At 71.4% G+C, this 26182-nt stretch carries 28 protein-coding genes; 15 read left to right on the top strand and 13 right to left on the bottom strand.

Annotation, left to right across the window (positions count from 1 at the left end):
• The first annotated feature begins 75 nt into the window (after positions 1–75).
• The gene (locus tag AB0B61_RS37920) at positions 76–648 is read left to right on the top strand and encodes a helix-turn-helix domain-containing protein (RefSeq protein WP_358442663.1); all 573 of its coding nucleotides are present in this window, start codon (positions 76–78) and stop codon (positions 646–648) included.
• Positions 649–681: 33 nt separating this feature from the next.
• Here the strand turns inward: AB0B61_RS37920 and AB0B61_RS37925 are convergent, their stop codons facing one another.
• Positions 682–1443: an SDR family oxidoreductase gene (locus tag AB0B61_RS37925; protein WP_358442665.1), complete on the bottom strand. Its 762-nt coding sequence runs from the start codon at positions 1441–1443 to the stop codon at positions 682–684.
• Positions 1444–1541: 98 nt separating this feature from the next.
• Here AB0B61_RS37925 and AB0B61_RS37930 point away from each other — a divergent pair, with 98 nt between their 5' ends.
• A complete protein-coding gene (locus AB0B61_RS37930; protein WP_358442667.1) occupies positions 1542–2219 on the top strand; it encodes a ThuA domain-containing protein in 678 nt (225 codons plus the stop codon).
• A 4-nt stretch (positions 2220–2223) separates the two neighbouring features.
• On the opposite strand, the gene AB0B61_RS37935 is transcribed toward AB0B61_RS37930, so the two are convergent.
• Genes AB0B61_RS37935 through AB0B61_RS37945 form a run of 3 tightly spaced genes read right to left on the bottom strand, consistent with a single transcriptional unit; the run spans position 2224 to position 4504 of the window.
• Positions 2224–2925 carry an alpha/beta hydrolase gene (locus tag AB0B61_RS37935; protein WP_358442670.1) on the bottom strand — a complete coding sequence of 234 codons (702 nt, stop codon included), beginning with the start codon at positions 2923–2925 and terminating at the stop codon, positions 2224–2226.
• Positions 2926–2935: 10 nt separating this feature from the next.
• The gene (locus AB0B61_RS37940) at positions 2936–3640 is read right to left on the bottom strand and encodes a MerR family transcriptional regulator (protein ID WP_358442673.1); all 705 of its coding nucleotides are present in this window, start codon (positions 3638–3640) and stop codon (positions 2936–2938) included.
• A gap of 15 nt (positions 3641–3655) precedes the next feature.
• Positions 3656–4504 carry a LysR family transcriptional regulator gene (locus tag AB0B61_RS37945; protein ID WP_358442676.1) on the bottom strand — a complete coding sequence of 283 codons (849 nt, stop codon included), beginning with the start codon at positions 4502–4504 and terminating at the stop codon, positions 3656–3658.
• Between the two features lie 272 nt (positions 4505–4776).
• Between AB0B61_RS37945 and AB0B61_RS37950 the strand changes: the two genes are divergently transcribed.
• Entirely contained in the window at positions 4777–5847 is a 1071-nt protein-coding gene (locus AB0B61_RS37950) for an acetyl-CoA acetyltransferase (protein ID WP_358442678.1), read from the top strand.
• 16 nt (positions 5848–5863) lie between these two features.
• Here AB0B61_RS37950 and AB0B61_RS37955 read toward each other — a convergent pair whose 3' ends face one another.
• Positions 5864–6820 carry a BadF/BadG/BcrA/BcrD ATPase family protein gene (locus AB0B61_RS37955; RefSeq protein ID WP_358442681.1) on the bottom strand — a complete coding sequence of 319 codons (957 nt, stop codon included), beginning with the start codon at positions 6818–6820 and terminating at the stop codon, positions 5864–5866.
• Between the two features lie 79 nt (positions 6821–6899).
• Between AB0B61_RS37955 and AB0B61_RS37960 the strand changes: the two genes are divergently transcribed.
• Genes AB0B61_RS37960 through AB0B61_RS37985 form a run of 6 tightly spaced genes read left to right on the top strand, consistent with a single transcriptional unit; the run spans position 6900 to position 12655 of the window.
• Positions 6900–7769 carry a MurR/RpiR family transcriptional regulator gene (locus AB0B61_RS37960; RefSeq protein WP_358442684.1) on the top strand — a complete coding sequence of 290 codons (870 nt, stop codon included), beginning with the start codon at positions 6900–6902 and terminating at the stop codon, positions 7767–7769.
• Complete coding sequence (locus AB0B61_RS37965; protein WP_358442687.1) at positions 7770–8504, top strand: SIS domain-containing protein; 735 nt, start codon at positions 7770–7772, stop codon at positions 8502–8504.
• A gap of 18 nt (positions 8505–8522) precedes the next feature.
• Positions 8523–9935: an N-acetylglucosamine/diacetylchitobiose ABC transporter substrate-binding protein gene (ngcE, locus tag AB0B61_RS37970; protein ID WP_358442689.1), complete on the top strand. Its 1413-nt coding sequence runs from the start codon at positions 8523–8525 to the stop codon at positions 9933–9935.
• Positions 9935–10849: a sugar ABC transporter permease gene (locus tag AB0B61_RS37975; protein ID WP_358442692.1), complete on the top strand. Its 915-nt coding sequence runs from the start codon at positions 9935–9937 to the stop codon at positions 10847–10849. Before ngcE ends, AB0B61_RS37975 begins: the two co-directional genes overlap by 1 nt.
• Entirely contained in the window at positions 10849–11766 is a 918-nt protein-coding gene (locus AB0B61_RS37980) for a carbohydrate ABC transporter permease (RefSeq protein WP_358442694.1), read from the top strand. Before AB0B61_RS37975 ends, AB0B61_RS37980 begins: the two co-directional genes overlap by 1 nt.
• A 43-nt stretch (positions 11767–11809) precedes the next feature.
• Positions 11810–12655 carry a phosphotransferase gene (locus tag AB0B61_RS37985; RefSeq protein ID WP_358442697.1) on the top strand — a complete coding sequence of 282 codons (846 nt, stop codon included), beginning with the start codon at positions 11810–11812 and terminating at the stop codon, positions 12653–12655.
• Positions 12656–12688: 33 nt separating this feature from the next.
• Here the strand turns inward: AB0B61_RS37985 and metE are convergent, their stop codons facing one another.
• Entirely contained in the window at positions 12689–14848 is a 2160-nt protein-coding gene (gene metE, locus AB0B61_RS37990) for a 5-methyltetrahydropteroyltriglutamate--homocysteine S-methyltransferase (RefSeq protein WP_358442699.1), read from the bottom strand.
• 84 nt (positions 14849–14932) lie between these two features.
• Between metE and AB0B61_RS37995 the strand changes: the two genes are divergently transcribed.
• Positions 14933–15772, top strand: coding sequence for a LysR family transcriptional regulator (locus tag AB0B61_RS37995; RefSeq protein WP_358442820.1), 840 nt, complete (start codon positions 14933–14935; stop codon positions 15770–15772).
• Here AB0B61_RS37995 and AB0B61_RS38000 read toward each other — a convergent pair.
• Positions 15765–16445, bottom strand: coding sequence for a DNA alkylation repair protein (locus tag AB0B61_RS38000; protein ID WP_358442702.1), 681 nt, complete (start codon positions 16443–16445; stop codon positions 15765–15767). The genes AB0B61_RS37995 and AB0B61_RS38000 overlap by 8 nt on opposite strands.
• Positions 16442–17113 (bottom strand): TetR/AcrR family transcriptional regulator, encoded by a 672-nt coding sequence (locus tag AB0B61_RS38005; RefSeq protein WP_358442705.1) that lies wholly within the window; start codon positions 17111–17113, stop codon positions 16442–16444. Before AB0B61_RS38005 ends, AB0B61_RS38000 begins: the two co-directional genes overlap by 4 nt.
• Positions 17114–17210: 97 nt before the next feature.
• On the opposite strand from AB0B61_RS38005, the gene AB0B61_RS38010 reads away from it, so the two are divergent.
• From AB0B61_RS38010 to AB0B61_RS38020, 3 genes are read left to right on the top strand one after another with little or no spacing between them, the layout of a single operon-like run.
• Entirely contained in the window at positions 17211–18362 is a 1152-nt protein-coding gene (locus tag AB0B61_RS38010; RefSeq protein ID WP_358442708.1) for an acetyl-CoA C-acetyltransferase, read from the top strand.
• Positions 18363–18414: 52 nt separating this feature from the next.
• Positions 18415–19893: a glycoside hydrolase family 3 N-terminal domain-containing protein gene (locus AB0B61_RS38015; RefSeq protein WP_358442710.1), complete on the top strand. Its 1479-nt coding sequence runs from the start codon at positions 18415–18417 to the stop codon at positions 19891–19893.
• A gap of 4 nt (positions 19894–19897) precedes the next feature.
• On the top strand, positions 19898–20569 hold the full coding sequence (locus AB0B61_RS38020; RefSeq protein WP_358442712.1) for a pentapeptide repeat-containing protein: 672 nt from the start codon (positions 19898–19900) through the stop codon (positions 20567–20569).
• Here AB0B61_RS38020 and AB0B61_RS38025 read toward each other — a convergent pair.
• The 4 genes from AB0B61_RS38025 to AB0B61_RS38040 are packed head-to-tail and all read right to left on the bottom strand — an operon-like array spanning position 20556 to position 23873.
• Positions 20556–21584: a nitronate monooxygenase gene (locus AB0B61_RS38025; protein WP_358442715.1), complete on the bottom strand. Its 1029-nt coding sequence runs from the start codon at positions 21582–21584 to the stop codon at positions 20556–20558. The two genes, AB0B61_RS38020 and AB0B61_RS38025, sit on opposite strands and share 14 nt — an antisense overlap.
• 25 nt (positions 21585–21609) lie before the next feature.
• Positions 21610–22332, bottom strand: a complete 723-nt coding sequence (locus tag AB0B61_RS38030; protein WP_358442718.1) for a CoA-transferase — start codon at positions 22330–22332, stop codon at positions 21610–21612.
• A gap of 21 nt (positions 22333–22353) precedes the next feature.
• Positions 22354–23127: a CoA-transferase gene (locus tag AB0B61_RS38035; protein ID WP_358442823.1), complete on the bottom strand. Its 774-nt coding sequence runs from the start codon at positions 23125–23127 to the stop codon at positions 22354–22356.
• A gap of 8 nt (positions 23128–23135) precedes the next feature.
• On the bottom strand, positions 23136–23873 hold the full coding sequence (locus tag AB0B61_RS38040; RefSeq protein ID WP_358442720.1) for an enoyl-CoA hydratase family protein: 738 nt from the start codon (positions 23871–23873) through the stop codon (positions 23136–23138).
• Positions 23874–23919: 46 nt separating this feature from the next.
• Between AB0B61_RS38040 and AB0B61_RS38045 the strand changes: the two genes are divergently transcribed.
• Positions 23920–24654 (top strand): SDR family oxidoreductase, encoded by a 735-nt coding sequence (locus AB0B61_RS38045; RefSeq protein ID WP_358442723.1) that lies wholly within the window; start codon positions 23920–23922, stop codon positions 24652–24654.
• 31 nt (positions 24655–24685) lie between these two features.
• Positions 24686–25603, top strand: a complete 918-nt coding sequence (locus AB0B61_RS38050; protein WP_358442726.1) for an SDR family oxidoreductase — start codon at positions 24686–24688, stop codon at positions 25601–25603.
• An 18-nt stretch (positions 25604–25621) separates the two neighbouring features.
• Here AB0B61_RS38050 and AB0B61_RS38055 read toward each other — a convergent pair whose 3' ends face one another.
• Positions 25622–26146 (bottom strand): AAA family ATPase, encoded by a 525-nt coding sequence (locus AB0B61_RS38055; protein WP_358442729.1) that lies wholly within the window; start codon positions 26144–26146, stop codon positions 25622–25624.
• Positions 26147–26182 lie beyond the last annotated feature (36 nt).

Consider the following 26182-nt stretch of genomic DNA (forward strand, 5'->3'; position numbering starts at 1 on the left):
TTCCCCACTTATGTCCCTTAAGGAAGGATGTCATGTTCTGCCAAGTCAGTGAGCGCTCACTACTAAGATGCGCCCATGAACACGCGCGATCGCATCATCGATGCCGCTGAGCAGGCCATTCACGAGTTCGGCATGGCCGGGGCGACGACGAAACGCATCGCGTCGCAGGCGGGCTGCTCCGAGGCGCTGCTCTACAAGCACTTTCCGGGGAAGGAGGCGCTGATCCTGGCGGTGCTGCTCGAACGGCTGCCCGCGCTCGCCCCGGCGCTGGCCGCGCTGCGCGGGCGCGTCGGGCAGGGCGACCTGGCGGCCAACCTCACCGAGTTCGCGCTGGCGGCCCTCGACTTCTACGGCCGGGCGGCCGCCATCGGCTCAGGGATGATGTCCGATCCGTCGCTGCTGGGCGGGTTCAGGAGCATGCTGGCCACGACCGGCACCGGCCCGCACAAGCCGATCGAGGTGCTCGCCGAGATCCTGCGGGCCGAGCAGGAGGGCGGCAGGCTGGACGGCGCGATGGACGCCGGCGCCGCCGCCTCGCTGCTGATGGGCGCCTGCTTCCACCGCGCCCACCTGGCCTTCTTCGCCGACCCGCGGCAGCCGGCCGACGCGTGGGCCGCCGCGATCGTCGCGACCCTGATCAGGCGATGACGCGGCTCTTTCGGCCGTCGACCAGCGTCGCGGTCAGGCGATGACGCGGCTCTCGCCCCCGTCGACCAGCATCGAGATCCCGTTCACGAACGAGGCCCGCTCGCTGGCCAGGAACGCCACCACGTCCCCCACCTCCTCGGGACGCCCGACGCGCCCCACCGGCACCCCGCCGCCCCGCGCGGCCAGGCCCTCGTCGCCGCCGGCCAGCTCACGCAGCCGCTCGGTGTCGATCGGGCCGGGCAGCACGTTGTTGACCAGCACCCCGTCGCCGCCGACCTCGCGGGCCAGCGTGCGTACGATCCCGGCCACGGCGGAGCGGGTCGCGTTCGACAGGGCCAGGCCGTCGATCGCCTGGCGCACCGACCCGCTGGTGATCGTGACGATGCGGCCCCAGCCGCGGGCGCGCATCTCCGGCAGCACGGCATAGAGCAGGCGTACCGTGCCGAGCAGGTTGCGCTGCACCGCGACGTCCCAGTCGCCCAGGCCGGCGTCCACGAACCGGCCCGGAGGCGGTCCGCCCGCGTTGGCCACCAGGATGTCCACAGGGCCGAGCACGTCCCGCGTCTCGGCGACCACCCGCACCGCGGCGTCGTGATCCTCCACGTCCGCGAGCACGGCGTGCACCACGCCGCCGAACTCCTGCAGCTCGACCACCGCGTCGGCCAGTCGTTCCGGATTGCGCGCGCTGACGCAGACGGCACAGCCCTCTCGCGCCAGGCTCTTGGCCGCGGCGAGACCGATGCCCGCGCTGCCTCCGGTGACCAACGCGACCTTGCCCTTGATGCCCAGATCCATGAGGGTGACTATAGGTCGTCAGGCGGTCCATATCCGTGAGAGCTTGTCCGCCGGGTCCGCGGGTAGAAATGCCGCGACAAGCATGATGAGGTTGGGACGTGGCGAGAAATCTGATTCTTTCGGGAGGCCTGTTCCATGACTTCGAGGCCACGTCGGCGGCACTCGCCGAAGTACTCGCCGGGGTGGGGATCGAATCCGAGATCACCGAGGACATCGCGGGCGCGCTGAGCGAGCCGTCGGAGGTCCAGCTCATCACCGTCAACGCGCTGCGCTGGCAGATGGGCCTCGACCGCTTCGCCGACCTGCGTGACGAGTGGCGCTTCGAACTGCCCGCCGAGGCCCGCACCACCCTGCTCGACCACCTCGACCGGGGCGGCGGGCTGCTGTGCATGCACTCGGCGTCCATCTGCTTCGACGACTGGCAGGGGTGGCCGCGCGTGCTGGGCGGCTGCTGGACCTGGCCCAAGTCCCACCACCCGCCGCTGGGCTGGACCGGGGTACGCGTGCACGGCGACCACCCCATCGTCGAGGGGCTGCGCGACTTCGACCTGGTGGACGAGGTCTACAGCGACCTCGACGTGCTGCCGGACGTGGAGCCGCTCGCGTCGTCGGCCGGCGGGCAGCCGCTGGTGTGGGCGCGGCCGGTGCGGCGGGGGCGGGTCGTGTACGACGCGCTGGGGCACGACGTCAGGTCCTACGAGAACGAGATCCACCGCACGCTGCTGCAACGGGCCGCCCTGTGGCTGCTGAAACGCCCGGTGGCCGTGACCGACTGAGCGCTTACGCGCCGGCCACGAAACAGCGGATGGCCTTGGCCAGCTCGTCCGGGACGTCCTCGGCCAGATGGTGGCCGCTGTCCAGCGCGTGACCGCGCACGTCGGTCGCCCACGCGCGCCAGACCGCCAGCGGGTCGCCGTACAGATCCTCCATGTCATCCCTTGTCGCCCAGAGGAAGAGCACCGGGCAGGCGACGCGCCGCCCGGCGGCCCGGTCCGCGTCGTCGGCCGCCCGGTCGACGCCCAGGCCCGCCCGGTAGTCCTCGCACATCGCGTGTACGACCTCGGGGTCGTGGATCGCCCGGCGGAAGTCCTCGTACGCCTCGGCGCCCATCTGCTCGGGCCCGGCGCCGTACCAGGCGTCGGGGTCGGCGTTGATCACGCGTTCCGCCGGTTTGGCGGTCTGGCCGAGGAAGAACCAGTGCCACCACCTGGCGGCGAAGCCGGCGTCACAACGGGCGAGTGCCTCACCGATGGGCACACTGTCGAGCACGACGAGATGCGTGACCGCGTCGGCATGGTCGAACGCCAGCCGCTGGGCCACATACGCCCCGCGATCGTGACCGACGACGGCGAACCGCTCGTGGCCGAGCGAGCGCATCAGCGCGACCATGTCCCCGGCCATCGCGCGCTTGGAGTACGGCTCGTGATCGGCCAGCTCGGCCTGGCCCACGTCGATCCGGTCGGTCACGAAGTCGTCGAACATCCGCCCGCGCCTACCCCGGCTGATCGCTTCCATCCACGCGCCCGCTCAGATCGTCCGCGACGCGCAGATCTTCCGGGCCGCTCAGGCTTTCCGGAACGCCGCCGACCCGGCGCGCCGACTCCGACTCGTGGGCCAGGCGGCGCAGGGCGTCGAAGGCCCTGCCGTACAGGACCGTGCCCAGCACCAGCGCCTCGACGGCGGCCTCGCGCGGCCCGTCGAACGGCACCGTGTCCATCTCCACCTCGGCCACGAGCCGCTGAGCCGTCTGGGCGTAGACCCTCAGGTCGCTCGACAAGCCCAGCTGGCCCAACCGGACGACGGTCTGGGTCAGCTCGTCCCGGGCGGGAGCGGTGGCGGCGACGTCCCAGCCCAGCTCCTCGATGAGCAGGTCGACCTGGCCGCGCGCCGCGTCCCACTCCTCGCCGGGCTCCGGCTCGATGGTGGGGCCCAGGGCGTACTGGGCGGTGCCCAGCATGCGGTGCACCGAGAGCGACTCGTCGTCCACCGCCTCGATGACCTGCTTGATGGCGGCGACGGGCAGCCGGCCCACTTCGAGCAGCGCCCTGATCAGGCGGAGTCTGCGCAGGTGGGAGTCGTCGTAGTCGGCTCTGGTGGCCGCGAGCTGCCGGCCCTGGTGCAGCAGGCCCTCGCGGAGGTAGTACTTGATCGTCGCGATCGCCACACCGGACTCGACACTCAGCTCCGAAACGCGCATCGCTAGATAATAGCGCTATCCAGAGCGCGCGAGATGCCGGGCCGCGTGCACGAGATCATCCACGTCGGCCTGCCGGTTCCAGAGGAACACCACCTCAAGGGGCGGAATCTCCTCGGCGACGGGGATGAAGGTGAGGCGTTCCGGCACCGGAAGGCCGCCGCGCACGCAGAGCGTGTAGCCGGCGCCCGACTCGACCATGGCGACGGCCGCGTCATGGGTGGGCGCCCCAGGGCCGAGCCGGGGATGCAGGCCGAGCCGGACGAACCCTTCGAGGAACCGGCGCGCACCCGCCACCGCGTCGGACTCCGGCATGACGAGCGGCTCCGTCGCCAGATCGGCGAGCCGCAGCCGCTCGACCGAGGCCAGCCGGTGATCGCGGGGGAGCAGGGCGAGCACCTGGGCCCGCTGGACGAGCATCCGGGCCACGCCCCTGGGCAGCGAGCCGGGGGCGTACCCGAGCCCGGCCTGGAGGGTTCCGTCCATGATGGAGATGATCTGTTCGGCCGTGCACATCGGCGCGACCCGCAGCCGCGACCCCTGCACTTGCGACAGAAGCCGGGCCACCACGTCCCCCAGCCCGTCGGCGACCCCCAGGCGGACCGTCTGCCCCTTGCCCCGGGCGGCGGCCACGGCCCGCTCGAAGGCGTCGACCGCCACCGTGGCCTGGGCCAGGAACACCTCACCCGCCTCGGTGAGCCGCACCCCGCTGGACGAGCGGGTGAACAGCTCGACGCCGATCTCCTTCTCCAGCGCCCTGAGCTGCTCGGAAAGGGTGGGCTGGGCGATGTGGAGCACGGTGGACGCACGGCGCAGGCTGCCCGCACGGGCGATGGTGATCGCGTAGCGTACGTGGCGTAGATCCATCGCTCACCTCGAGGTGATGGGGATGGGCTATCGTCGCACCTCCGTATTACAGAACGGACTAGCTGCTGTGAAGGGGTTCAGTCACCGCGGGGTGACTGTTTCCGCGGCCGGCCGGTGAGTGCCTCTCGTGGTGGAGATGCCGAGCAAGCGCTTGTGTGGAAACGGCCGCCGCGTTAGCGTGACGGTCGAACACCACATGCGTCACCCGCCGGGGTGGATCGCGCCCCGCCCCGGCGAGTGACCCGACGCCCGTCAGCCGGGCAGGAGGTGGCATGCAGCCCTTCGCCGGCCGGGCGGCCGTGGCCGGTGTCGGCATGACCGCGCTGACGCGCGAGTCCGGCCGCACCGAGCTGGACCTGGCGGTCGAGGCCTGCCGTACGGCGTGCGCCGACGCGGGCATCGCGCCCACCGAGGTGGACGCGGTCCTGAGCTACCACATGAACGACTCGGCCCCCGTCGTCCAGGTCGCCCGCGCGCTGCGCATCGACCGGCTGGGCTGGCACAACGACATCGCCGGAGGCGGCACCCAGGCCGCCTCGATCCTGGGCGACGCGGCCATGCTGATACACGCCGGTTTAGCGCGAAATATCCTGATCTATCGGGCGCTTAACGGGCGCTCCGGCAAGCGTATGAACACCGTCTCCACCGGTCCCCAGGAGCGGTTCACGTACGGCATGGCCGGCCCGATCCCGCTCTTCGCCCTGGCCGCGACCCGCTACCTGCACGACACCGGCCTCGGCCCCGAACACCTGCACGCCGTCGTCGCCCAGTCCAGGGACAACGCCAAGACCAACCCCCGCGCCCTGCGCCGGGAGCCGCTGTCGTTCGCGGAGTACCTGGCCAAACCGTACGTCTGCACCCCGCTCCGTACCGCCGACTGCTGCCAGGAGACCGACGGCGCGTGCGCGCTGCTGGTCAGCGGTGTGCTCGGCGGCCCGCGCATCCAGGCCGTGGTGCGCGGCGGCGGCCCCGGCTGCTCCTCGATGGACCGCGCGCCGGACGTGAGCGCCGTCTTCTCCGAGTACGTGGCCCCCATGCTGTGGGAGGCATCGGGCATGCGGCCGTCGGACGTCGAGGCGGCACTGCCGTACGACGCCTACTCCTGGCTGGTCCCACGGCAACTGGCGGACTTCGGCCTGGTCCGCCGCGAGGACCTGGGCCCGTACCTGCTGGAGCGACGGCACGCCTGGATCAACCCGCACGGCGGCCTGCTGTCGGAGGGCTACGTGCACGGCCTGAACAACGTGGCACAGGCGGTCCGGGAAGTGCGCGGCGGCCGTGAGGTGGCGCTGGCAACAGGCTTCGGCGGCAGCTACGGAAGCGCGGCGCTCCTGGTGGGGTAGAGGGGTGCCCAGGCCATCAAGGACCGGCTGTGAACGCGGCGTGCGAGGCCCGCCGGTCGGCCTCCGGCAGCAGGTCGCGCGCCGCCAGCCAGGCCGCCGCCCCCGCCGCGTCCCGCGCCGTGGTCACGGTCTCACCGGCCAGCAGCTCGCGTACGGCCTGCCGTACCGGACCCTCGCTCGTCAGCACGCTCCCGGCGAGCACCACCGGCCCCGACCGGTGCACCCGCCGCACCGTGGCGGCCAGATGCTCGGCGGCCTGGCGGGCGATGCCGAGCGCGAGCGGGTCGCCCGCTTGGGCGGCCTGGCTGACCAGCGCAGACAGGGCGGCCAGGCGCATGTGGTCGGCCTGTGCCAGCCGGACGATCCGATCGGCGTCCTTGCGCGGCGTGGGGCCGCGCTCGGCCCCGAGGAAGTGCTCGACGACCAGCTCGACCAGCACACCCGCCGAGGCGCCGCGATCCAGCTCGGCGACGACGGCCTTGGCGCCCGCGCGCCCGATCCAGAAGCCCGACCCCGCGTCGCCCAGCAGCCAGCCCAGCCCGTCGGCGATCACGTCCAGCTGGTAGCCGGTGACCCGGGCCGCCACCGCCCCCGTCCCCGAGAGCAGCAGCGAGCCGTCCGGCTCGGGCGACCCCGCGACGTACGCGATCACCGTGTCCCCCATGAGCCGCGGCCCCGAGGCGATGCCGTGCCCCGCCCACACCTTGGCCAGCGCCGGCACCATCTCGTCGACGAATCCCGAGATCCCGGCCAGCGAGGTGACGACCGACGACGCGTCCAGTCCGGCCAGAGCTTCGCCGAGCGCGGTCTCGATCGCCGCCACCGCGTTCGCCAGGCCGTGGGCGCTCGGATTGCCCGCGCCCGCCCTGGCGTACCCGACGCGGGTGCCGTCGAGAGCGTGCACCGAGACGCGGGTGGAGGTGGCGCCGGCGTCGATCCCGAGGGCGAGTCCGATGGTGAGCGAATTGGTCACGGTCCGATTGTGGGACTTGACTCAGCGGAGAAGCAAGAATAATTTTCGGCGGAAGACCGGGTATCCGGAAGGAATATTCGTGACTTCAGGGGCCCTCGGGCGTGTGGAAACAGAACTACCCGGTTTGCCGGAGGCGTTGCGCAGAGTCGGCGAGGTGATCCTCGGTGATCCGGCCGAGGCCGCCCGGTCGACCATCATCGCGCTGGCCGAGCGCGCGGGCAGCTCGCCCGCGACCGTGACCAGGTTCTGCCGGGCCTTCGGGTTCTCCGGTTACTCCGAGCTGCGCGTGGCGCTGGCCACCGAGACCGGCCGGGCCGCGCAGGCGGGCTGGGGCGCGGGCGTGGGGCACGAGATCGGGCCCGACGACCCGCTCGACTCGGCGATCGAGGTTATGGCCGCGGCCGACGCCCGGCTCATCCAGGACACCGCCGCCCAGCTCGACTCGGAGATCGTCGCCCAGGTGGCCGACGCCATCGTCGCCGCGCGGCGGGTCCTGCTCGTCGGCGTCTCCACCAGCGGCAACGTCGCCACCATGTTCGAAGGCCGGCTGCGCCGCATCGGCATCCCCGGCTGGAGCGCGGGTGACGCGCACGTCGCGCTGTCGGACGCCGCGCTGCTCGGCGCGGGCGACGTCGCGATCGGCATCAGCCACCGGGGCCGGACCCGTGAGGTCATGGAGGCCCTGGCCGAGGCCGGTAGTCACGACGCCACCACGGTCGCCGTCACCTCCTTCGCCCGCTCGCCGCTCGCCGAGCTGGCCGACCTGGTGCTCACCACCGCGAGCAGGGAGACCACCTTCCGGCTCGGCGGGCTGGCGGCCGTCCACTCGCAGCTGTTCGTGCTCGACGCCGTCTACGTGGCGGTGGCCCAGCGCACTTACGAGCGCACCAACGAGGCGTTCGGGCTCACGATCAGCGCCGTGGAGAGCCACCGGGTGGAGAGAGGCTGAATGACGTTCGCAACGAAGGCCCTGGAGCTGGCACACCAGGTCGTGGAAACACAGGCGGAGCCGGTACGCCGCGCCGCCGCGCTGCTCGTCACGTCACTGCGGGCGGGCGGCGTGGTCAACGCGTTCGGATCCGGACATTCGGAGTCGATCGCGATGGAGATCGCCGGACGGGCCGGGGGACTGGTGCCCAGCAACCGGCTCACCCCGCGCGACCTCGTCCTGTACGGCGGCCAGCCGCCGAGCGTGCTCACCCCCGAGCTCGAACGCGACCCGGCGATCGCCCACCGGATCTACGAGCTGGCGCCCGTCGCGCCGCAGGACGTGTTCGTGCTGATCTCCAGCTCGGGCATCAACGGAGCCGTGGTCGAGCTGGCCACGATCGTCAAGGAGCGCGGCCATCCCCTGATCGCGCTGACCTCGGTCCAGCACAGCAGCCAGATGACCTCGCGCCACCCGTCGGGCCGCAAGCTGCTCGACCTGGCCGACGTCGTGCTGGACAACGGCGCGCCGTACGGGGACGCGATCCTCGAACTGCCGGGCGGCGGCGGTTACGGCGCGATCTCGACCGTCACCTCGGCGTTGCTCGCGCAGATGGTGGTCACCGAGGCGGTGGCCGAGCTCGTGGCGCTCGGCGAGACGCCGCCCATCTACCTGTCGGTCAACGTGGCCGATGGCGACGAGCACAACAAGGCCCTGGAGAGCCGCTACGCAGGCCGGATCCGACGTGGAGCATGACTAGTCAGGAGTAGAAATATGCCGGACACCCCCCGTTTCACCAGGCGCGAGCTTCTCCGGAGCGCCGCGCTGATTCCCGTGGCGGGCGCGCTCGCCGCGTGCGCGACCCCGGCCTCGAAGCCGGCCGCCTCGTCCTCGGCCGCCCCGGTCGCGACCAGCGCGGCCAACCCCTTCGGGGTCTCGGACAGCAAGCCGCTCGAGGTGTGGATCTTCGACGGCGGTTTCGGCCAGGACTACGCCAAGAACATCCACCAGCCGCTGTTCAAGTCGAAGTATCCGAAGGTGGAGATCAAGCACAACGCCACCAAGGAGATCACCAAGGTCCTCCAGCCGAGGTTCGCCGGCGGCAACCCGCCCGACGTGATCGACAACTCGGGCGCCAACGCCATGGACTTCGGCGCGCTCGCCCAGGACAAACAGCTGCAGGACCTCACCCCGCTGCTCGACGCGCCGAGCTGGGACGACCCGGGCACCAAGGTCAGGGACACCCTCGACCCGGCCGTCATCGACATCGGCACCTACGACGGCACGTTCAGCGTGCTCGGCTACGTCAACTACATCTTCGGCATCTGGTATTCGCAGAAGGCGTTCAAGGACAACGGCTGGGCGCCCCCCAAGACGTGGGACGAGTTCCTCAAGCTCAACGAGGCCATCAAGAAGTCCGGCAAGATGGCCCCCTTCACCTACGCCGGAAAATTCCCGCAATACCTGTACGAAGTGCTGCTCACCATGGCAGCCAAGATCGGCGGTCCCGAGGTCCTGGTCAACATCGACAACCTCGAGGACGGCGCCTGGACCACGGAGGCCATGAAGACCTCCGCCACGGCCTGGGCCGAGATCGGCGCCAAGTACCTCATGGAGGGCACCGCCGGCCTCGACCACGTGCAGACCCAGACCGCCCAGAACAAGTACAAGGTGGCCATGCTGCCCTCCGGCTCCTGGCTGGAGAACGAGCAGAAGACCACCACCCCGGCCGACTTCGAGTACGGCATGTTCCCCGTCCCCGACTTCACCGGCTCCGACAAGATGCCCTACGGCACGCTGCACAGCCAGCCGAGCGAGAACTTCATCGTCCCCGCCAAGGGCGCCAACCCGCAGGGCGGCATGGAGTATCTGCGGGCCATGCTGTCGAAGAAGGCGGCCGGCGAGTTCAGCGAGATGGTCAAGACCGTCTCGACGGTCAAGGGCGCGGGCGACGGCCGCCAGCTCTCCCCGGGCGCCGCGAGCGCGACCAAGGCCTACACCGAGGCCGGCGCGAACATCGTCTACTACCGCTGGCAGACCTGGTACCTCCAGCTCAAGGACGAGGCCGTCGCCGCCACCGGCGAGCTCATGACCGGCGGTCTCACCCCGGACAAGTACCTGGAGCGCCTGCAGAAGAAGGCCGACGAGATCAAGAACGACTCCTCGATCAAGAAGTACAAGCGCTGATGTTGTTCAACAGGTATCGCCGAGGGCTGTTCATCACCGCGTTCCTGGCAGCCCCGGTGACCCTTTACCTGATTTATGTGATCTCTCCGTACATCCAGGCGTTCTACATCTCGATGACGGACTGGCGCGGCGTCTCGGCCACGCCGGCCTTCATCGGGCTGGAGAACTTCCGCCGGCTCCTCGAGGACGGCACGTTCTGGAAAGCAGTCACGCACAACGCCGGGTTGCTCGTCCTGCTGCCCCTGGTCACGATCATCATCGCCCTGTTCTTCTCCTTCCTCCTCAACGTGGGCGGCGGCGGGCGGGCCGTGGGCGGGATCAGGGGCTCCAAGTTCTACCGCGTGGTGTTCTTCTTTCCCCAGGTGCTGGCCGTCGCGGTGGTGGCGGTGCTGTTCCAGCAGGTGTTCCGGCCGGACGGCAGCGGGATGCTGAACGCGCCGCTGATGGCGCTGGGCGCCAAGCCGATCGGCTTCCTGTCGGACCCGGGCGTCGCGTTCTGGTCGGTGCTCGGCGTCATGGTGTGGCAGGCGGTCGGGTTCTATGTGGTGCTCTTCTCCGCCGGGCTCGCCTCGATCCCGGCCGACATGTTCGAGGCGGCGCAGATCGACGGCGCCGGGCGGCTGAGCCTGTTCTTCCGCATCACCCTGCCGCTGCTCTGGGACACCGTCCAGGTGGCCTGGGTCTATCTCGGCATCATCGCCCTCGACGTGTTCGCGATCGTGTGGGTGATGACCGACCAGCACGGCGGGCCCGACTGGTCGACCACGGTCATGGCGGCCGAGGTCTACCGCAACGCCTTCCAATACTTCCGTTTCGGATACGCCTCGGCCCTGGGCGTCGTGATGTTCTTCTTCACCGTCGGGTTCGCGATCCTTTCGCTGCGTCTGACGCGGCGCGAACGAATCGAGTACTGATGACGACGACGACCTCGTGGACGGTGGCGAACTCCCGCAAGCTGGCCCGCCAGGAGAGCCGGAGACGGCTCGGGCCGATGGCGATCCTGTCGCACGTCGCGCTGCTGCTGTGGACCGTGCTCACGGTGGTGCCGATCCTGTGGACGTTCCTGGCCTCGGTCAAGAGCGAGGACGAGATCTTCGGCGACGCCTGGTCCCTGCCGGCCAGCCTGCGCTGGGACAACTTCGCCAGGGCCTGGGAGCAGGCGCACATCGGCCAGTACATGCTCAACAGCGTCATCGTGGTCGCCTTCAGCGTGTTCGGCACGATGCTGGTCGGCTCGATGGCCGCGTACGTGCTGTCGCGCTACCCCTTTCGCGGCAACCGGGCCATCTACCTGCTGTTCGTGTCGGGCCTGGCCTTCCCGGTCTACCTGGCGCTGTCGCCGCTGTTCTTCGTCGTGCAGAACATGGGCAACGTGCCGCTGATCGGCCCGTTCATCGGCCTGAACACGCACGCCGGTCTCGTGCTGGTCTACATCGCCTACTCGATGCCGTTCACCGTGTTCTTCCTGTCGGCCTTCTTCCGTACGCTGCCCACGGCGGTGGCGGAGGCGGCCATGGTCGACGGCGCCTCGCACACCCGCGTGTTCTTCCAGATCATGCTGCCCATGGCCAGACCGGGCCTGGTCAGCATCACGATCTTCAACATCCTCGGCCAGTGGAACCAGTACCAGCTGCCGCTGGTGCTGCTGCAGGAGCGCGACAAGTGGGTGCTCACGCAGGGCATCGCCGACATCTCGACGGCCGCGGGCTACGACCAGGACTGGTCCGCCCTGTTCGCCGCCCTGACGCTGGCCATCCTGCCCATGCTGGTCGTCTACACGGTCTTCCAGCGCCAGATCCAGGCGGGACTGACCGCGGGGGCGCTGAAGTAAATATCCTCTCGCGCGCTCGTCCTGGCGGACCTAAGCTGCGGGTGTGATCGGCGACATCCGCGCGTTGCTGGCCCGCCACCTCCCCGACGTCGAGGTGCGCTCTGTCATCGAGTCCGGGCAGGGCCTGGACCACGAGGTCTACGAGGTCAACGGCGAGTTGATCGTCCGGGGCGGCAAGGCCGCCGATCCGGTGGCCACGCGCCGCGAGGTCGATCTGCTGGCCGCGGTCCGCGAGCTGGCCACCGTGGCGGTGCCCGAGGTGGTCTTCGCCGACTACGAGCAGGGCGTGATCGCCTACCGCAAGCTGCCGGGCGAGCCGCTCAACCAGCACCCGGTGCCGGACCCCGCGGCGCTGGCCGCCCCGCTCGGCCGCCTGCTGAGCGCCCTGCACAGTGCCCCGGCCGAGGACCTGCGCGAGCTGGCGCCGCTCGACCTCTACCCGGCGCCCACCCTGCTGGTGGACGCCGGGCTCGACTATCGCGACGTCGAGGGGCACGTGCCGGCGGAGCGGCGACCGCTGGTGGAGCGGTTCTTACGCGGCACACCGCCCGACGAGCCGCGCGAGCTGCGCTTCTGCCACAACGACCTGGGCAGCGAGCATCTCCTGGCCGACGCCGCGACCAGCACGCTGACGGGCGTCATCGACTGGACCGACGCCGCCGTCACCGACCCGGCGCACGACTTCGCGCTCATCTACCGCGATCTGGGCCCCGAGGTCTTCGAGCGGACCCTGGCGCACTACGACCGCGACTTCGACGAGCTCGACCGGGCCAGGGCCGTCTTCTACGCCAGGTGCGCGCTCATCGAGGACCTCGCCTACGGCCTGAGCACCGGCCCGCGCCACTACGCCGACGCCGCCCTGGCCCACCTCGAGTGGACCTTCAGCTGACCATCGGTAGAGCCGGCCCGCCGGTAGAGCTGATCACGTAGCGCCGAGTTCGTCGCGCAGGCGCGCGGTCGCGCCGACCACGTTCGCCAGCGCCGCCTCTACCTGCTCGTACGTACGGGTCTTCAGCCCGCAGTCCGGATTCACCCAGACCCGCTCGGCGGGCAGCACCTTCAGCGTCTCCCGCAGCAACTCCGCCACCTCGGCCTCGCTCGGCACCCTCGGCGAGTGGATGTCATAGACCCCCGGCCCGAGCCCCCGCCCGAAGGAGCCCACGGCGTCCAGGATCCGGGCCCCGGAGCGGGCCGACTCGATCGTGGTGACGTCGGCGTCCAGCCCGTCGATCGCCGCGAGGATCTGGTCGGCGTCCGAATAGCACAGGTGCGTGTGGATTTGGGTGGGGTCGCCGGCCCCCGAGGTGGCCCGCCGGTACGCGGCCACGGCCCACTCCAGGTAGTCGGCCTGTGCGGCCCGCCTCAGGGGCAGCAGCTCGCGCAGCGCGGGCTCGTCCACCTGGATGATCGACACCCCCGCCGCCTCCAGGTCGCGTACCTCGTCCCGGACCGCGTCGGCCACCTGGAACACCACGTCCCGCAGCGGCAGGTCGTCGCGGACGAACGACCAGGCGACGATCGTGACGGGACCGGTGAGCATGCCCTTGACCGGCTTGTCCGTCAGCGACTGCGCGTGGCGCGCCCACCGTACCGTGATCGGCGCGGCCCGCCCGACGTCGCCGTGCAGGATCGGCGGCCTGGTGCACCGGGAGCCGTAGGACTGGACCCAGCCGTTGGCGGTCACCGCGAAGCCGTCGAGGTGCTCGGCGAAGTACTGGACCATGTCGTTGCGCTCCGGCTCGCCGTGCACGAGGACGTCGAGGCCGAGCCGCTCCTGCAGCCGGACGACCCGCTCGATCTCCGCCTCGACCCGCCGCTCGTAGTCGGCCTCCGCCAGCGTGCCCGCCACCACGGCCGCGCGGGCCGCACGCAGCTCGCCGGTCTGCGGGAACGACCCGATCGTGGTGATCGGCAGCACGGGCAGCCGCAGATGCGCGGCCTGGGCCGCGGCGCGCTCCGCGTACGGCCCGCGCCCCTCGAACACGACCGGGTCCGCCAGTGCCACCGACGCGGCCGGCGCCTCGGCGCCCCGGAAGTCGGCCCGCGCCAGCTCGACCACCTCCGCCACCTTCTGCTCGGCGAAGGCCAGCCGCGCCCGCAGCGCCGGGTCGAGCCCCGCTTCCCCCGCCACGTCGTACGGCACGTGCAGGAGCGAGCACGAGGTGCTGACCACCACGTCCGCCGCGTGCTCCCGCACCGTCCGCAGCAGGCTCAGCGCCCGCCCGGGAGCGGTACGCCACACGTCCCGCCCGGACACCACGCCCGCCACCACGGTCTTGCCCGCCAGCGCCGGCAGCCGGTCCAGGCCGCCGCGCACCAGGTCCACCCCGATCGCCTCCACCGGCGTCGCGGCCAGGACGGGCAGCGCCTCGCCCAGATCGCCGAAGTAGGAGGCGACGAACAGCCCGGGACGCGAGGGCGCGGACCCCAGCCGCTCGTAGGCGGCCGTGACGGCGGCCAATTCCTCGGGCGTCCGGTCGGCCACCAGCGCAGGCTCGTCGAGCTGCACCCACTCCACGCCCTCGACCGCCAGGATCGCCAGCAGCTCCTCGTAGCAGCCGAGCACCTCATCCAGCCGCTCCAGCGCCCCGGCCAGCAGCAGGAACGTCACCGGCCCCACCACCACGGGCCGCGTCTCGAAGCCCAGCTCCCGAGCCTGCCGCAGCTCGGCGAGCGGCTTGGCGGCGTCGAGCTCGAACACGGTCTCGGCGTCGATCTCCGGCACGATGTAGTGGTAGTTCGTGTCGAACCACTTCGTCATCCGCAGCGGCGCCAGCCCGGCGGTGCCCCTGGCCATCGCGAAGTAGGGGTCCTCGGCCGCCAGGTAGCGCCGGGGCACCGCGCCGAGCAGCACGGCCGTGTCGAGCACCTGGTCATAGAGCGAGAAGGTGTTGGACGGCAGCCCGGCCAGACCCAGCTCGTCGAGCCGCCGCCAGGTCCGCTCCCGGATCTCGGCGCCCGCCTCCTCCAGCTCCGCCCGGGTCGAGCGGCCGTCCCAGTAGGACTCCAGGGCCCGCTTCAGCTCCCTTCGCGGGCCGATCCTCGGATATCCGAGCACGGTGGACCGGGGAAATGACGACATCGACTTGCTCCCTACGTTGACTGATCGAACGCCGAGAATTCACCACACCGGTCCCACCTGATGCATCCTGTATTCGTGCTGCTTATGCTCAAGGAGGTCCAGTGCTTCGCCCGCGTGGCGGCCCGGCTCAGCTTCTCGATCGCCGCCGCCGACCTGGGCATGTCCCAGCCCGCCATGAGCCAGGCCATCACCAGGTTGGAGCGCGCGGCCGGGACCAGGCTGTTCGACCGGAGCGCCCGCGCGGTGCGGCTGACCGCCGAGGGCCGGGCCCTGCTTCCGCACGCCGACGAGCTGCTGACCGCCGCCGCCGCGTTCGCCGCCGAAGCCGCCCGGCTGGCCCGGCCGACCATTCATCTTGCTTATCCACCGCTCGTCGGCGCGCTGGCGGCCCGGGTCGCCCGCCGGCTGGCGGCCCGCACGCCGGCCGTCGGCGTGGAGCTCACGGTCGCCGGGCGCGGGGCGGCCTGCGACGCGCTGGAGCGGGGCGAGGTGTCGGCGGCGATCCTGGCCACCCCCGCGCCCGCGCGGTTCGTCACCGCCGCCAGGTTCCACGTCTCGGTGGACCAGCTCGCGGTGCCGCTGGGGCACGTGCTGGAGCCGAGGGCCAAGGTCGTCGCCGGTGACCTGGCCGGGCAGGTGCTGCTGACCCCCGGCAGCCGGGCGTGGGCCGGGCTGCCGGGGCGCTCGCGCATGGTGGCCGACGACGACTTCGCCGCCGCGCTCGACCTGGTCGCGGCGGGTGCCGGGGTGCTGCCGATCCCGCAGCTGCTGGCCAGGACCATCCGCCGCGACGACCTGAGGTTCGTCCCGCTCGACGTGGGTGACCTGCGCATCACGTACGCGCTGGCCTGGGCCAGGGAGCGGGTCACGCCTGAGCTGATGGCCCTGGTGCAGGCCGTACAGGATGCCTTGTGGACTAGGTAGCCGGCAGGTTGCGCAGGGCCTCGCGGCGGCTCAGGCCCGAGATGCCCTTGGTCCGTACGTAGCGGATGACCTCGGCCGGGTTGGTCTTGGCGTATTCGCGCAGCGCCCAGCCGATCGCCTTGCGGGCGAAGAAGTCGTTGTCCGACAGGCTCGGCTCGATGCAGGCGTAGAGCAGGGCCGTGTCGGTGCGGGCCTTGAACCGGTTCTGGCTCAGGATCGCGGTGCGGCGCTTCCACAGGTCGCCGTCGCGCGCCCAGTCCAGCATGAGCGGGCGCATCGAGTCGGGGAAGGCGGTCAGCAGGCCGCCGATCCGGTGCGTGGCCAGCTCGTCGACCAGGTCCCACCAGGCCCCGCTGACGATCATCTCCTCGTACATCGGCACCGTGTAGAGCGTCTGGAACTCCCGATAGTGGTGATAGCCGGTCAGCTCGATCGCCGCATAGCGCTCCTCGCGGTATTCGGCCCCGCGCCACAGGCCGAGCACCGTCCGGCGCCACTCCGGCGCCGTGCCGATGCGGTGGGCGGAGAAGACCCGCCGCAGCACGGCCCGCCTCGGCACCGCCTGGACGCCGAGGAAGGGCATGTCGGACTTCATGTACGCGCGCATGGTGGCGGCCTTCTCGGGCCGCGCCGCCTCCCGCAGTGCCTTACGCACCGCCGTGCCAAGGGTCATGCCTGCTGGGTGGTCCGCTCACCCGTGGCCAGGCCGTCGAAGAGCACGGTGATGTAGTGCTCGGCCAGGCCCGTCGTGTTGAGCCGTCCACCGGGACGGAACCAGCGCACCGCCACCCAGATCGTGTCGCGGATCATCCGGTAGGTGAGCTTCGGGTCCACGTCGGCCCGGAGCTGCCCGGCCGTCTGGCCCGCCTTGATCTGCGCGACCCAGATCTGCTCGACCTCGTCCTCGGCCTTGACCAGGTAGTTGAACCGCTCGAACTGCCGCAGATAGTTCCAGTCGTTCTGCATCACGGTGATCGCGGCCCGGTGCGGCTCCAGCGTGCCGAAGCCGATGCGCACCATCTCCGACAGGATCGTGCGCGGGTCGGCGCCCGAGCCGATCGCCGCGCGGTAGCGGGCGACCAGGTCGTCGAGGAAGGTGGAGAGCACCTCGTCGACGATCGTCTCCTTGGAATCGAAATGGTGATAGAGACTTCCCGAGAGGATGCCCGCCTCGTCGGCGATCTCGCGTACGGTCGTGGCCTGGAAGCCCTTGCGGGCGAAGAGCTCCGCGGCGAGCTTGACGAGGTGGTCACGGCGCTCCGACGCCGGCCCGGACGAGGTGGCGCGCTGGCGCTTCGCCGGGGCGGCCGCGCTCTGCCCGGAGTTCTTTCGCGTTGTCACGCTCCCATTATGAGCCCTCAGACAATCGCTTGTTCACCGAACCCGCCCAGCTCACCCGGCATTCCGAGTGCGACCAAGCGCTTGCTACGATACGGGAGTGAACGAGGCATACATCGTCGGCGCGGTCAGGACCCCGGTCGGGCGCAGGAACGGCGGCCTCGCCGGCGCCCACCCCGCCGACCTCGGCGCGCACGTACTCCAAGAGCTGATGACCCGCACGGGCGCCGATCCGGCGGCCGTGGAGGACGTGGTGTTCGGCTGCGTGGACACCATCGGACCGCAGGCCGGCGACATCGCCCGCACCTGTTGGCTGGCCGCGGGGCTGCCGGAGGAGGTGCCCGGCGTCACGGTCGACCGCCAGTGCGGCTCCTCGCAGCAGGCGTTGCACTTCGCCGCCCAGGCCGTGCTCTCGGGCACGAGCGACCTCGTGGTGGCCGGCGGCGTGCAGAACATGAGCATGATCCCCATCTCCTCGGCGATGCTCGCCGGCCGCCCCCTCGGGCACGACACTCCCTTCGGGGGCTCCAAGGGCTGGCTCTCCCGGTACGGCACGCAGGAGGTCTCCCAGTTCACCGGAGCCGAACAGATCGCCGCCAAATGGGACATCTCCCGAGAGGACATGGAGGCGTTCGCCTACGAGTCGCACCGCCGGGCCATCGCCGCCATCGACACCGGCCGCTTCACGGACCAGATCACCCCGTATGAGGGCGTCACCGCCGACGAGGGCCCACGCCGCGACACCACTCCCGCCAAGATGGCCGGGCTCCAGCCGCTGGTCCAGGACGGACGCCTCACCGCCGCCCTGGCCTCGCAGATCTCCGACGGCGCCGCCGCCCTGCTCATCGCGTCGCCGCGGGCCGTACAGGAGCACGGGCTGCGCCCGCGCGCCCGCGTGCACCACCTGTCGGTGCGCGGCGGCGACCCCATCATGATGCTCGCGGCGCCGATCCAGGCCACGGAGCACGCGCTGCGCAAGACCGGGATGACGATCGGCGACATCGACGCCGTGGAGATCAACGAGGCGTTCGCCTCGGTCGTGCTCGCCTGGCTGCAGGAGAGCGGCGCCGACCCCGCCAGGGTCAACCCGAACGGCGGCGCGATCGCGCTCGGCCACCCGCTCGGCGCGACCGGCGCGGTCCTGGCTGTGAAGCTGCTGCACGAGCTGGAGCGGACCGGCGGCCGGTACGGCCTGCAGACGATGTGCGAAGGAGGCGGCCAGGCGAACGTGACCATCATCGAACGCCTATGACGTCCGGCGATGCCACTAGCAAATAGGAAACTTTCCTATTAGATTGCGGGTCATGCTCAAGAGCGGTGACCTGCTGTGCCTTGCCGATGCCGTCATCCTGCCCGGATTCGCGGGGACGACCCCGCCCGACTGGCTCCGCCGCCGCCTGGGGGAGGGGCTGGCCGGGGTGGCGCTGTTCTCCCGCAACATCACGGGCGCGGCCCAGGTGGCCGAGCTGACCGCCGCCCTGCGCGCGGAGAACCCCGCCATAGTGGTCGGCATCGACGAGGAGTCGGGCGAGGTGACCCGGCTGGAGGTGGCCACCGGCAGCAGCCGTCCCGGCGGCTACGCCCTCGGCGTCGTGGACGACGTGACGCTGACCGAGGCCGTGGCCAGGGACCTCGGCGCGGAGCTGGCGGCCGCGGGCATCACGCTCGACTTCGCCCCTTCGGCCGACGTGAACTCCAACCCTGACAACCCGGTCATCGGCCTGCGCTCCTTCGGCGCCGACGCCGCGCTGGTCTCCCGGCACACCAGGGCGTTCGTCCGCGGCCTGCAGTCCGCCGGGGTGGCCGCCTGCGCCAAGCACTTCCCCGGCCACGGCGACACCTCGATCGACTCCCACCACGGCGTGCCCGTGGTCGCCACCGACGGGATCGAGGACGCGCTGGGCCCCTTCCGCGCCGCGATCCAGGAAGGCGTCAAGGCCGTCATGACCGGCCACCTGCTGGTGCCCGCGTACGACGCCGTCCTGCCCGCCACGCTCAGCCCCAAGGTGCTCACCGGGCTGCTCCGCGAGGAGCTGGGCTTCGACGGCCTGATCGTCACCGACGGCATCGAGATGGCCGCCGTCTCCGGGCCGTACGGGATCGGGGGCGCCGCCGCCCGCGCCATCGCCGCCGGGGCCGACGCCATCTGCGTCGGCGGCGAGCACTCAGACGAGGCGACCGCCGTCGAGGTGCGCGACGCGATAGCCGGGGCCGTACGCGACGGCCTGTTGCCGGAGGAGCGCCTGGCCGACGCCGCGCGCCGGGTCGGCGAGCTGGCCGCCTGGACCGCCGCCACGGGCACCCCGGCCTCCGAGGACGGCCACCTCGGCCTGGCCGCGGCCCGCCGCGCGCTCAGGATCACCCGCCGCACCAACGACCCCGTCCTGCCGTTCACCGCCGCGCCGCACGTGGTGGAGCTGGCCCCCGAGATGAACCTGGCCATCGACAAGAACACGCCGTGGGGCGTCGGCGAGCCCCTGGGCAGGCTGCTGCCCGGCACCGCCGTGACCCGCCTCGCGGCCGGCGAGGCGACCGGGGCCGCGCTGGAGCGGCTCATCGCCGCCGCGGCCGGGCGCCCCCTCGTCATCGTGGTCCGCGACGCGCACCGCCACCTCTGGCAGAGCGAGGCACTGCGGCACCTGCTCAGCGCCCGCCCCGACGCCGTGGTGGTCGAGATGGGCCTGCCCGCCCGCTCCGATCTGGGCGCCGTGCACATCGCCACGTACGGCTCGGCCAGGGTCTGCGGCCAGGCCGCCGCCGAAGTGATCACCGGTACCCTTTGACACCGTGAACTTCGACGGCGAGGACCTCTCCCAGACCACGCTCACCGACCGGCTCGCACCGGACGAGACCCATGTCTTCCGCAACTGCGACCTGACCGAGGCCGACCTCCGGCGGGCCCCGCTGGCCGGCGCCCGCTTCGAGTCGTGCGTGCTCGAACAGGCCGACTTCCGGCGGGCCGACCTCGACGGCGCGGTGTTCACGGGCGGCGGCGGGATGCGGATCAGGTTCAACGACGCCGAGCTCATCGACGTGACGTTCACCGACGTCGACCTGTCCTCCGCCCAGTTCGGCGGGGCACTGGTGACGGACGTGACCTTCACCGGATGCCGCATGATCGGCGCGTCGCTCACCGCGGCGCGGGGCACCGGCTTCAAGGTCTCCCGGTCCAACCTGACCATGGCCAACCTCGGCGGCTGCTCGCTGCGCGGGGAGTTCATCGAAGGCGTCCGCTTCGACGACGCCGACCTGTCGGGCTGCGACTTCACCGAGGCGACGTTCAGCGACTGCCGGTTGCGCGGGACCAAGCTGCTCAAGACCGTGTTCGCCAAGGCCGACCTGCGCGGCGCCGACCTGGGCGAGCCCGACGACGCCAAGCTGCGGGCCTTCCAGGGGGCGACGATCAACCCCGCCCAGGCGGCGGCCATCCTGGGCGCCCGCGGCATCACGGTGCTCTGAGCCGCTCCATCACGGTCTCCGCCTCGGACATGACCCGCTCGATCAGCTCCCGGCAGGACGGCAGGTCGTCGAGCACCCCGACCACCTGCCCGGAGGCCATCACCCCCAGGTCGGCCCGACCCTCGACCATCGCCGCCCGCAGCAGCACCGGCGTGTTGGCCGCCTGCAGCACCTGCGCCCAGGTCAGCTCGCGGCCATGCCGCATCCGGCGCCCCTCGCGGATCATCTGGGCCCACGTCAGCCCCGACAGCCGCTTGAACCTGGCGCCGTTGACCACGGCCCTGAGCAGCCGGGAGCGCTCCAGCGACTCCACGAACGGCGTCCTGAGCACCCGATGCGGCACGCCGTCGACCCGGGTGGTGACCAGCGTGTCGGCCGCCGCCAGGTAGACCTTCTTCACCTCGTCCGGCACCGACGAGTCGCTCGTCAGCAGGAACCGGGTGCCCATCGCGATGCCGCACGCCCCGTACGCCAGCGCCGCCACCAGCCCGCGCCCGTCGAAGAAGCCGCCCGCCGCGATCACCGGGATGTCGACCGCGTCCACCACCTGGGGCAGCAGCAGGGTCGTCGCGACCGGCCCAGTGTGGCCGCCGCCCTCGCCGCCCTGCACGATCACCGCGTCCACGCCCCAGGCGGCCACCTTCTCGGCGTGCCGCCGCGCGCCGACGGACGGGATCGTCACCACGCCCGCGCCCTTCAGCCGGTCGATCAGCTCCCGCCGCGGCGCCAGCGCGAACGACGCCACGCGCACGCCCTCGCGGATCATCACCTCCACCCGTTCGGCCGCGTCGTCGGCGTCGGAACGGATGTTCACCCCGAACGGGGCGTCCGTCCGCTCCCGCACGCCGCTGATCGCCTCGGTCATCTCGCGGACGGACATCGTGGCGGCCGCGATGATCCCGAGCCCGCCCGCCTCCGAGGTGGCCGCCGCGAGCCGCGCGCCCGCGACGTACCCCATCCCGGTCTGCACGATCGGATACCGGCACCCCACGAGCTCCGTCAGCGCTGTCCGCACGCCACCACCTCCGGCCGGGCTCTCCTCACGCCGCCACCTCGCGCTCGCGGGACCCGCGCGGGTCGAGCACCTCCTTCAGCAGCCTGCTCTCCTCGGCGGTCGGCTCCCGGGTCTCGGGTACGTCCTCAGGGATCGTCAACTCGAACCCCGTCGCCGCGACCACCTCCGCGACACTCACCCCCGGATGGACCGAGGCCAGCCGCATCGACCCGTCCGGCGTGCGGAAGTCCAGCACGGCCAGGTTCGTCACCACCCGCCGCAGGTCGTAGGCCCCTCTGTCGGTCCCGAGGCCGCTGACAACGTCCACTCGCGGCACGAACACCTTGGGGGAGTGCCGGGGAATCCAGTAGCTCGTCGGGTCGCAGCGCGTGTTGCCCGGCGCGCCGCGTACGCCGAGAAGCTGCGCCTTGGGCCGCGCCCAGTCGCCGATGCAGGAGATGTTCGAGTTGCCGAATCGGTCGATCTGGCTCGCGCCGAGCATCACGTGCCGCCGGCCGTTCAGCACCAGCCACAGGTGATCGCGGAACGGCAGCCAGCCCTCCACCACCTCGGGCCGTTCGCCCAGCGCGGGCACGTCGCCCGTCAGCAGGCAGACGCCGTCATGCGTGAGCAGATCAGGCTCGAACGTCAGCCTGGCCAGCCGGGCCGCCAGCACGGTGACCGCCCCGCCGATCCCGGCCGCGAGGATCTCCCCGTCGCCTCTGAACGCCTCCGCGCAGGCGACCACGCACACATCAGCCCTGCTCACGGAAGCCCTCCTACGGACACGTCAGCTCTGCTCACGGAACTCCTCCCAAGGCGTGTCCACGTAGCGCCGCTGCTCCTGCTCGTCGCGGCCGTAGTCGGGCTCGCACGCGGTGAAGCCCGCGCCGCCCGGCGTCTCGACCACACCGCTCACCATCGACCGGCTGATCAGCAGCGACTGCACCGGCCCCTCCTTCAGCAGGTCGGCGGTGTCCACCAGCCGCTCGCACGACACGAAGCACCGGTCGGCCGCCTTGGCGTAGAGGTCGTCGAAGTACGGATCGGGACCCAGGTACTGCGCGTTGCCGCGCCGGTCCGCCCGGTTGAGGTGCACCAGCGCGACGTCCATGGTCAGCGCGGGCACGGCGACCAGTTCCTCCCCGTCCTCGTACGGCGAGCGGACCGTGCGCAGATCGGGGTTGACCCGCATGACGTCGGAGCCGAGACCGGCCCGGGTGGGCAGGAACGGCAACCGGTGCGCCGCCGCCAGCAACCCGAACATGAACATGCCCTCGTCATACTCGGCGAACTCGATCGTGCCGCCCTGCCTGGCCCGCCTGAAGTGCGGTTCGAGCGGGATGGAGTCCAGCGTCACGAACGGGGCCACCACCCTGCGTACCTTCCCGGCGGCGCAGAGCATGCCGACGTCCGGGCCGCCGTAGGAGATGAGGGTGAGGTCCCGCACGTTCGACCGCAGCAGGCCGGCGACCAGCGCCATCGGCTTGCGGCGCGATCCCCAGCCGCCGATGCCGACCGTCATGCCGCTCTCGACCTCGGCCGCGACCTCCTCGACGGACATGACCTTGCTCACGAGCCCTCCACGAAGCGGTCCCGGTGCCTGTCGCCCGCGCCCATCAGGTTCAGCTCGAACGTGAAGCCCTGCTCGAAGCGGTAGGAGCTCTTCACGTCCACCGGGTCGATGCCATTGAGCGATTCCTTGGCGCGGCGGATCACGTACGGGTCCTTGTCCGCGATCTGGCCCGCCACCTCCATCGCCGCGTCCCGCAGCTTGTCACGCGGCACCACCTCCAGCACCGAGCCGAACGCGTGCAGCTCGGCCGCCGTCACGTTCCGGCACGTGTAGACCATGGCGCGCATGAGGTGCTGCGGCACCAGCCGGGACAGGTGGGTGGCGGCGCCGAGCGCGCCCCTGTCCACCTCGGGCAGGCCGAAGTAGGCGTCCTCGCTGGCCAGCACGACGTCGGCGTTGCCCACCAGGCCCACGCCGCCGCCGACGCAGTGGCCGTGCACGGCGACGATCACGGGTACCGGGCAGTCGTACACGGCCGCGAACGCCGCGAAGCACCCCCTGTTCGCATTGATCAGGGCGGTGTGGCCCTCCGTGGCCTGCATCTCCTTGATGTCCACGCCGGCGTTGAAGCCCCGGCCCTCGGCTCGTAGCACGACGACCCTGGTCGCTTCGTCCTGCCCGGCGGCCGTCACGGCGCCGGCCAGCTCGTGCCAGGCTCGCGCCGGCAGCGCGTTCACCGGTGGGACGTCCATGACGACCTCGGCGATCGGGCCGTCCCGCAGCGTGATTCCCATCCCGCTCCCTGGTTGCACCTAACGCTTGCTTGGTACGGTAGCACCCGTGACGGTGACTTACGACTACACGGGCAAGGTCGTCCTGGTGACCGGCGGGACTCGGGGGATCGGCGCGGGCATCGCCACCGCCTTCACGGTGGCCGGCGCCGAAGTGATCGTCTGCGCCCGGCACGACCCACCACCTCCGCCGGTCGCCGGAGTGCGGTTCGTGCGGGCCGATGTGCGGGACGCCGACGACCTCGAGCGGCTGTTCTCCGGGCTCGACCGGCTGGACGTGGTCGTCAACAACGCGGGCGGCTCGCCGTACGCGCCGCTGGCGGGCACCTCACCACGCCTGCACGCGCGCGTCATCGAGCTCAATCTGATCGCCCCCCTGCTCGTCGCGCAGCGCGCCTACCCGCTGCTCGCCGCCTCGGGCGGCTCCGTCGTGATGATCGGCAGCTCCAGCGGCGCGCGGCCCTCGCCGGGCACCTCGGCGTACGGCGCGGCCAAGGCGGGACTGCACCACCTGGCGAACTGCCTGGCCGCCGAGTGGGCTCCGGATGTACGCGTCAACACCGTCGTCGTCGGACTGGCCGCCACCGAGGACGCCGCCGACCACTACGGCGGCAAGGACGTGGGGACCGCCATCCCGGCCGGGCGGATGGCCACGCCCGCCGACGTGGCGGCGGTCTGCCTGTGGCTGGCCGCGCCCGGTTATGTGACGGGGGCGCAAGTACACGTGCACGGAGGCGGCGAGATTCCCGCCTGGCAACACCTGGCTTCAAGCGACATTTCCTGATATCTCTGCCTGATCTTCCTGGGAGGTCCGTGTGGGAATCTGTGACGGCCGCGTCGTGATCGTGACCGGAGCCGGGCGGGGCATCGGGAGGGAGCACGCGCTGGAGTTCGCCAGGCAGGGCGCCCGCGTCGTGGTCAACGACCTGGGCACCGGCCTCGGCGGCGACGGCAGGTCCGGCGGGCCCGCGCTGGCCGTGGCCGAGGAGATCCGCGCGCTCGGCGGCCAGGCGGTGGCCAGCAGCGACGACGTGGCCGACTGGGACGGCGCGGCCCGGCTGGTGAAGACGGCCGTCAGCGCTTACGACGGGCTCGACGTGCTGGTGAACAACGCCGGGTTCGTCCGCGACCGCATGCTGGTCTCCATGGGCGAAGACGACTGGGACGAGGTCATCCGAGTCCACCTCAAGGGCCACTTCCTGACGATGCGGCACGCCGCCGCGTACTGGCGTGAACGAGCCAAGTCCGGCGCACCCGCGGCCGCCCGCGTGATCAACACCTCGTCGGGCGCGGGCCTGCTCGGCAGCGTCGGCCAGTCCAACTACTCCGCCGCCAAGGCCGGGATCGTCGCGCTGACCCAGGTGGCCGCCGCCGAACTGGGCCGGTACGGCGTGACGGTGAACGCCATCGCCCCCGCCGCCCGCACCCGCATGACCGAGGAGGTCTTCGCCGAGACCATGGCCGCGCCCGATTCCGGCTTCGACACGATGCACCCGGCGAACGTGTCACCACTGGTCGTCTGGCTCGGCTCGACGGCGTCGGAGGCGGTGACGGGCCGGGTGTTCGAGGTGGAGGGCGGAGTGATCTCCCTGGCCACCGGCTGGACCCACGGGCCACGCGCGGATCGCGGCGCCCGCTGGTCCCCCGCCGAGGTGGGCGAAGCGGTCGCGAAACTCCTCAAAGACGCCCCCGCCCCACTACCCGCCTACGGCGCGGGCCCGCCTCCGGCGTGAGGCGGGCTCTGGAATCGGCTACGGCTTGAGCAGGTAGGCGCCCTCGGACAGCCGGGTGCGGATCTCGGCGGCCGTCTGTTCGGCGGTCAGGCCGCTGGAGTCGAAGGCGTGCGACTCCAGCTCACCCAGGTCGACGAACTGCTGGTACATCTGCAGGACCGGCTCGGGATCCGTAAGCGCGTCAAGCCCCCGCCCGGTCGCCCTGACCAGGGTCGTCTCCCGGTCGGGCCGGAGCACCACATAGTGCAGCGGAGCACTCCGTACCTTGGCGAAGGCATCGACGAACCACGGCCCGACGACGCCATCCACCATCACGTGATAGCCGCCGTCGGCGTACCCGAACGCCGCGCCCGCCAGCACGCTCATGACGGTCTCGTTCTGACGACGAGACTCCGCCAGGTACGGTGCGATGCCGCCTCGCCGGATGAACGCCCAGAAGTCATCCGTACGCAGATGCACACTGGGCGTGACGGCGTCGGCCAGCAGCTGGGCCACGGTCGACTTGCCCGCCCCCGGCGGCCCGGACACGATCACTACCTCCATGCCCACCATTGTCCGCGCCTCCGGACCAACCCGTTG

Origin of the sequence: Nonomuraea sp. NPDC049158, assembly GCF_040648335.1 — a bacterium.
In the GTDB taxonomy this organism is placed as follows: Bacteria; Actinomycetota; Actinomycetes; order Streptosporangiales; family Streptosporangiaceae; genus Nonomuraea.

Bases quoted from the DNA above. Each gene is read 5' to 3' on its own strand.
- AB0B61_RS37920 (WP_358442663.1), top strand. From the start codon at position 76: ATGAACACGCGCGATCGCATCATCGATGCCGCTGAGCAGGCCATTCAC.
- AB0B61_RS37925 (WP_358442665.1), bottom strand. From the start codon at position 1,443: ATGGATCTGGGCATCAAGGGCAAGGTCGCGTTGGTCACCGGAGGCAGC.
- AB0B61_RS37935 (WP_358442670.1), bottom strand. From the start codon at position 2,925: ATGTTCGACGACTTCGTGACCGACCGGATCGACGTGGGCCAGGCCGAG.
- AB0B61_RS37940 (WP_358442673.1), bottom strand. From the start codon at position 3,640: ATGCGCGTTTCGGAGCTGAGTGTCGAGTCCGGTGTGGCGATCGCGACG.
- AB0B61_RS37945 (WP_358442676.1), bottom strand. From the start codon at position 4,504: ATGGATCTACGCCACGTACGCTACGCGATCACCATCGCCCGTGCGGGC.
- AB0B61_RS37950 (WP_358442678.1), top strand. From the start codon at position 4,777: ATGCAGCCCTTCGCCGGCCGGGCGGCCGTGGCCGGTGTCGGCATGACC.
- AB0B61_RS37965 (WP_358442687.1), top strand. From the start codon at position 7,770: ATGACGTTCGCAACGAAGGCCCTGGAGCTGGCACACCAGGTCGTGGAA.
- ngcE (WP_358442689.1), top strand. From the start codon at position 8,523: ATGCCGGACACCCCCCGTTTCACCAGGCGCGAGCTTCTCCGGAGCGCC.
- AB0B61_RS37975 (WP_358442692.1), top strand. From the start codon at position 9,935: ATGTTGTTCAACAGGTATCGCCGAGGGCTGTTCATCACCGCGTTCCTG.
- AB0B61_RS37980 (WP_358442694.1), top strand. From the start codon at position 10,849: ATGACGACGACGACCTCGTGGACGGTGGCGAACTCCCGCAAGCTGGCC.
- metE (WP_358442699.1), bottom strand. From the start codon at position 14,848: ATGTCGTCATTTCCCCGGTCCACCGTGCTCGGATATCCGAGGATCGGC.
- AB0B61_RS37995 (WP_358442820.1), top strand. From the start codon at position 14,933: ATGCTCAAGGAGGTCCAGTGCTTCGCCCGCGTGGCGGCCCGGCTCAGC.
- AB0B61_RS38000 (WP_358442702.1), bottom strand. From the start codon at position 16,445: ATGACCCTTGGCACGGCGGTGCGTAAGGCACTGCGGGAGGCGGCGCGG.
- AB0B61_RS38015 (WP_358442710.1), top strand. From the start codon at position 18,415: ATGCTCAAGAGCGGTGACCTGCTGTGCCTTGCCGATGCCGTCATCCTG.
- AB0B61_RS38035 (WP_358442823.1), bottom strand. From the start codon at position 23,127: ATGTCCGTCGAGGAGGTCGCGGCCGAGGTCGAGAGCGGCATGACGGTC.
- AB0B61_RS38040 (WP_358442720.1), bottom strand. From the start codon at position 23,873: ATGGGAATCACGCTGCGGGACGGCCCGATCGCCGAGGTCGTCATGGAC.
- AB0B61_RS38055 (WP_358442729.1), bottom strand. From the start codon at position 26,146: ATGGAGGTAGTGATCGTGTCCGGGCCGCCGGGGGCGGGCAAGTCGACC.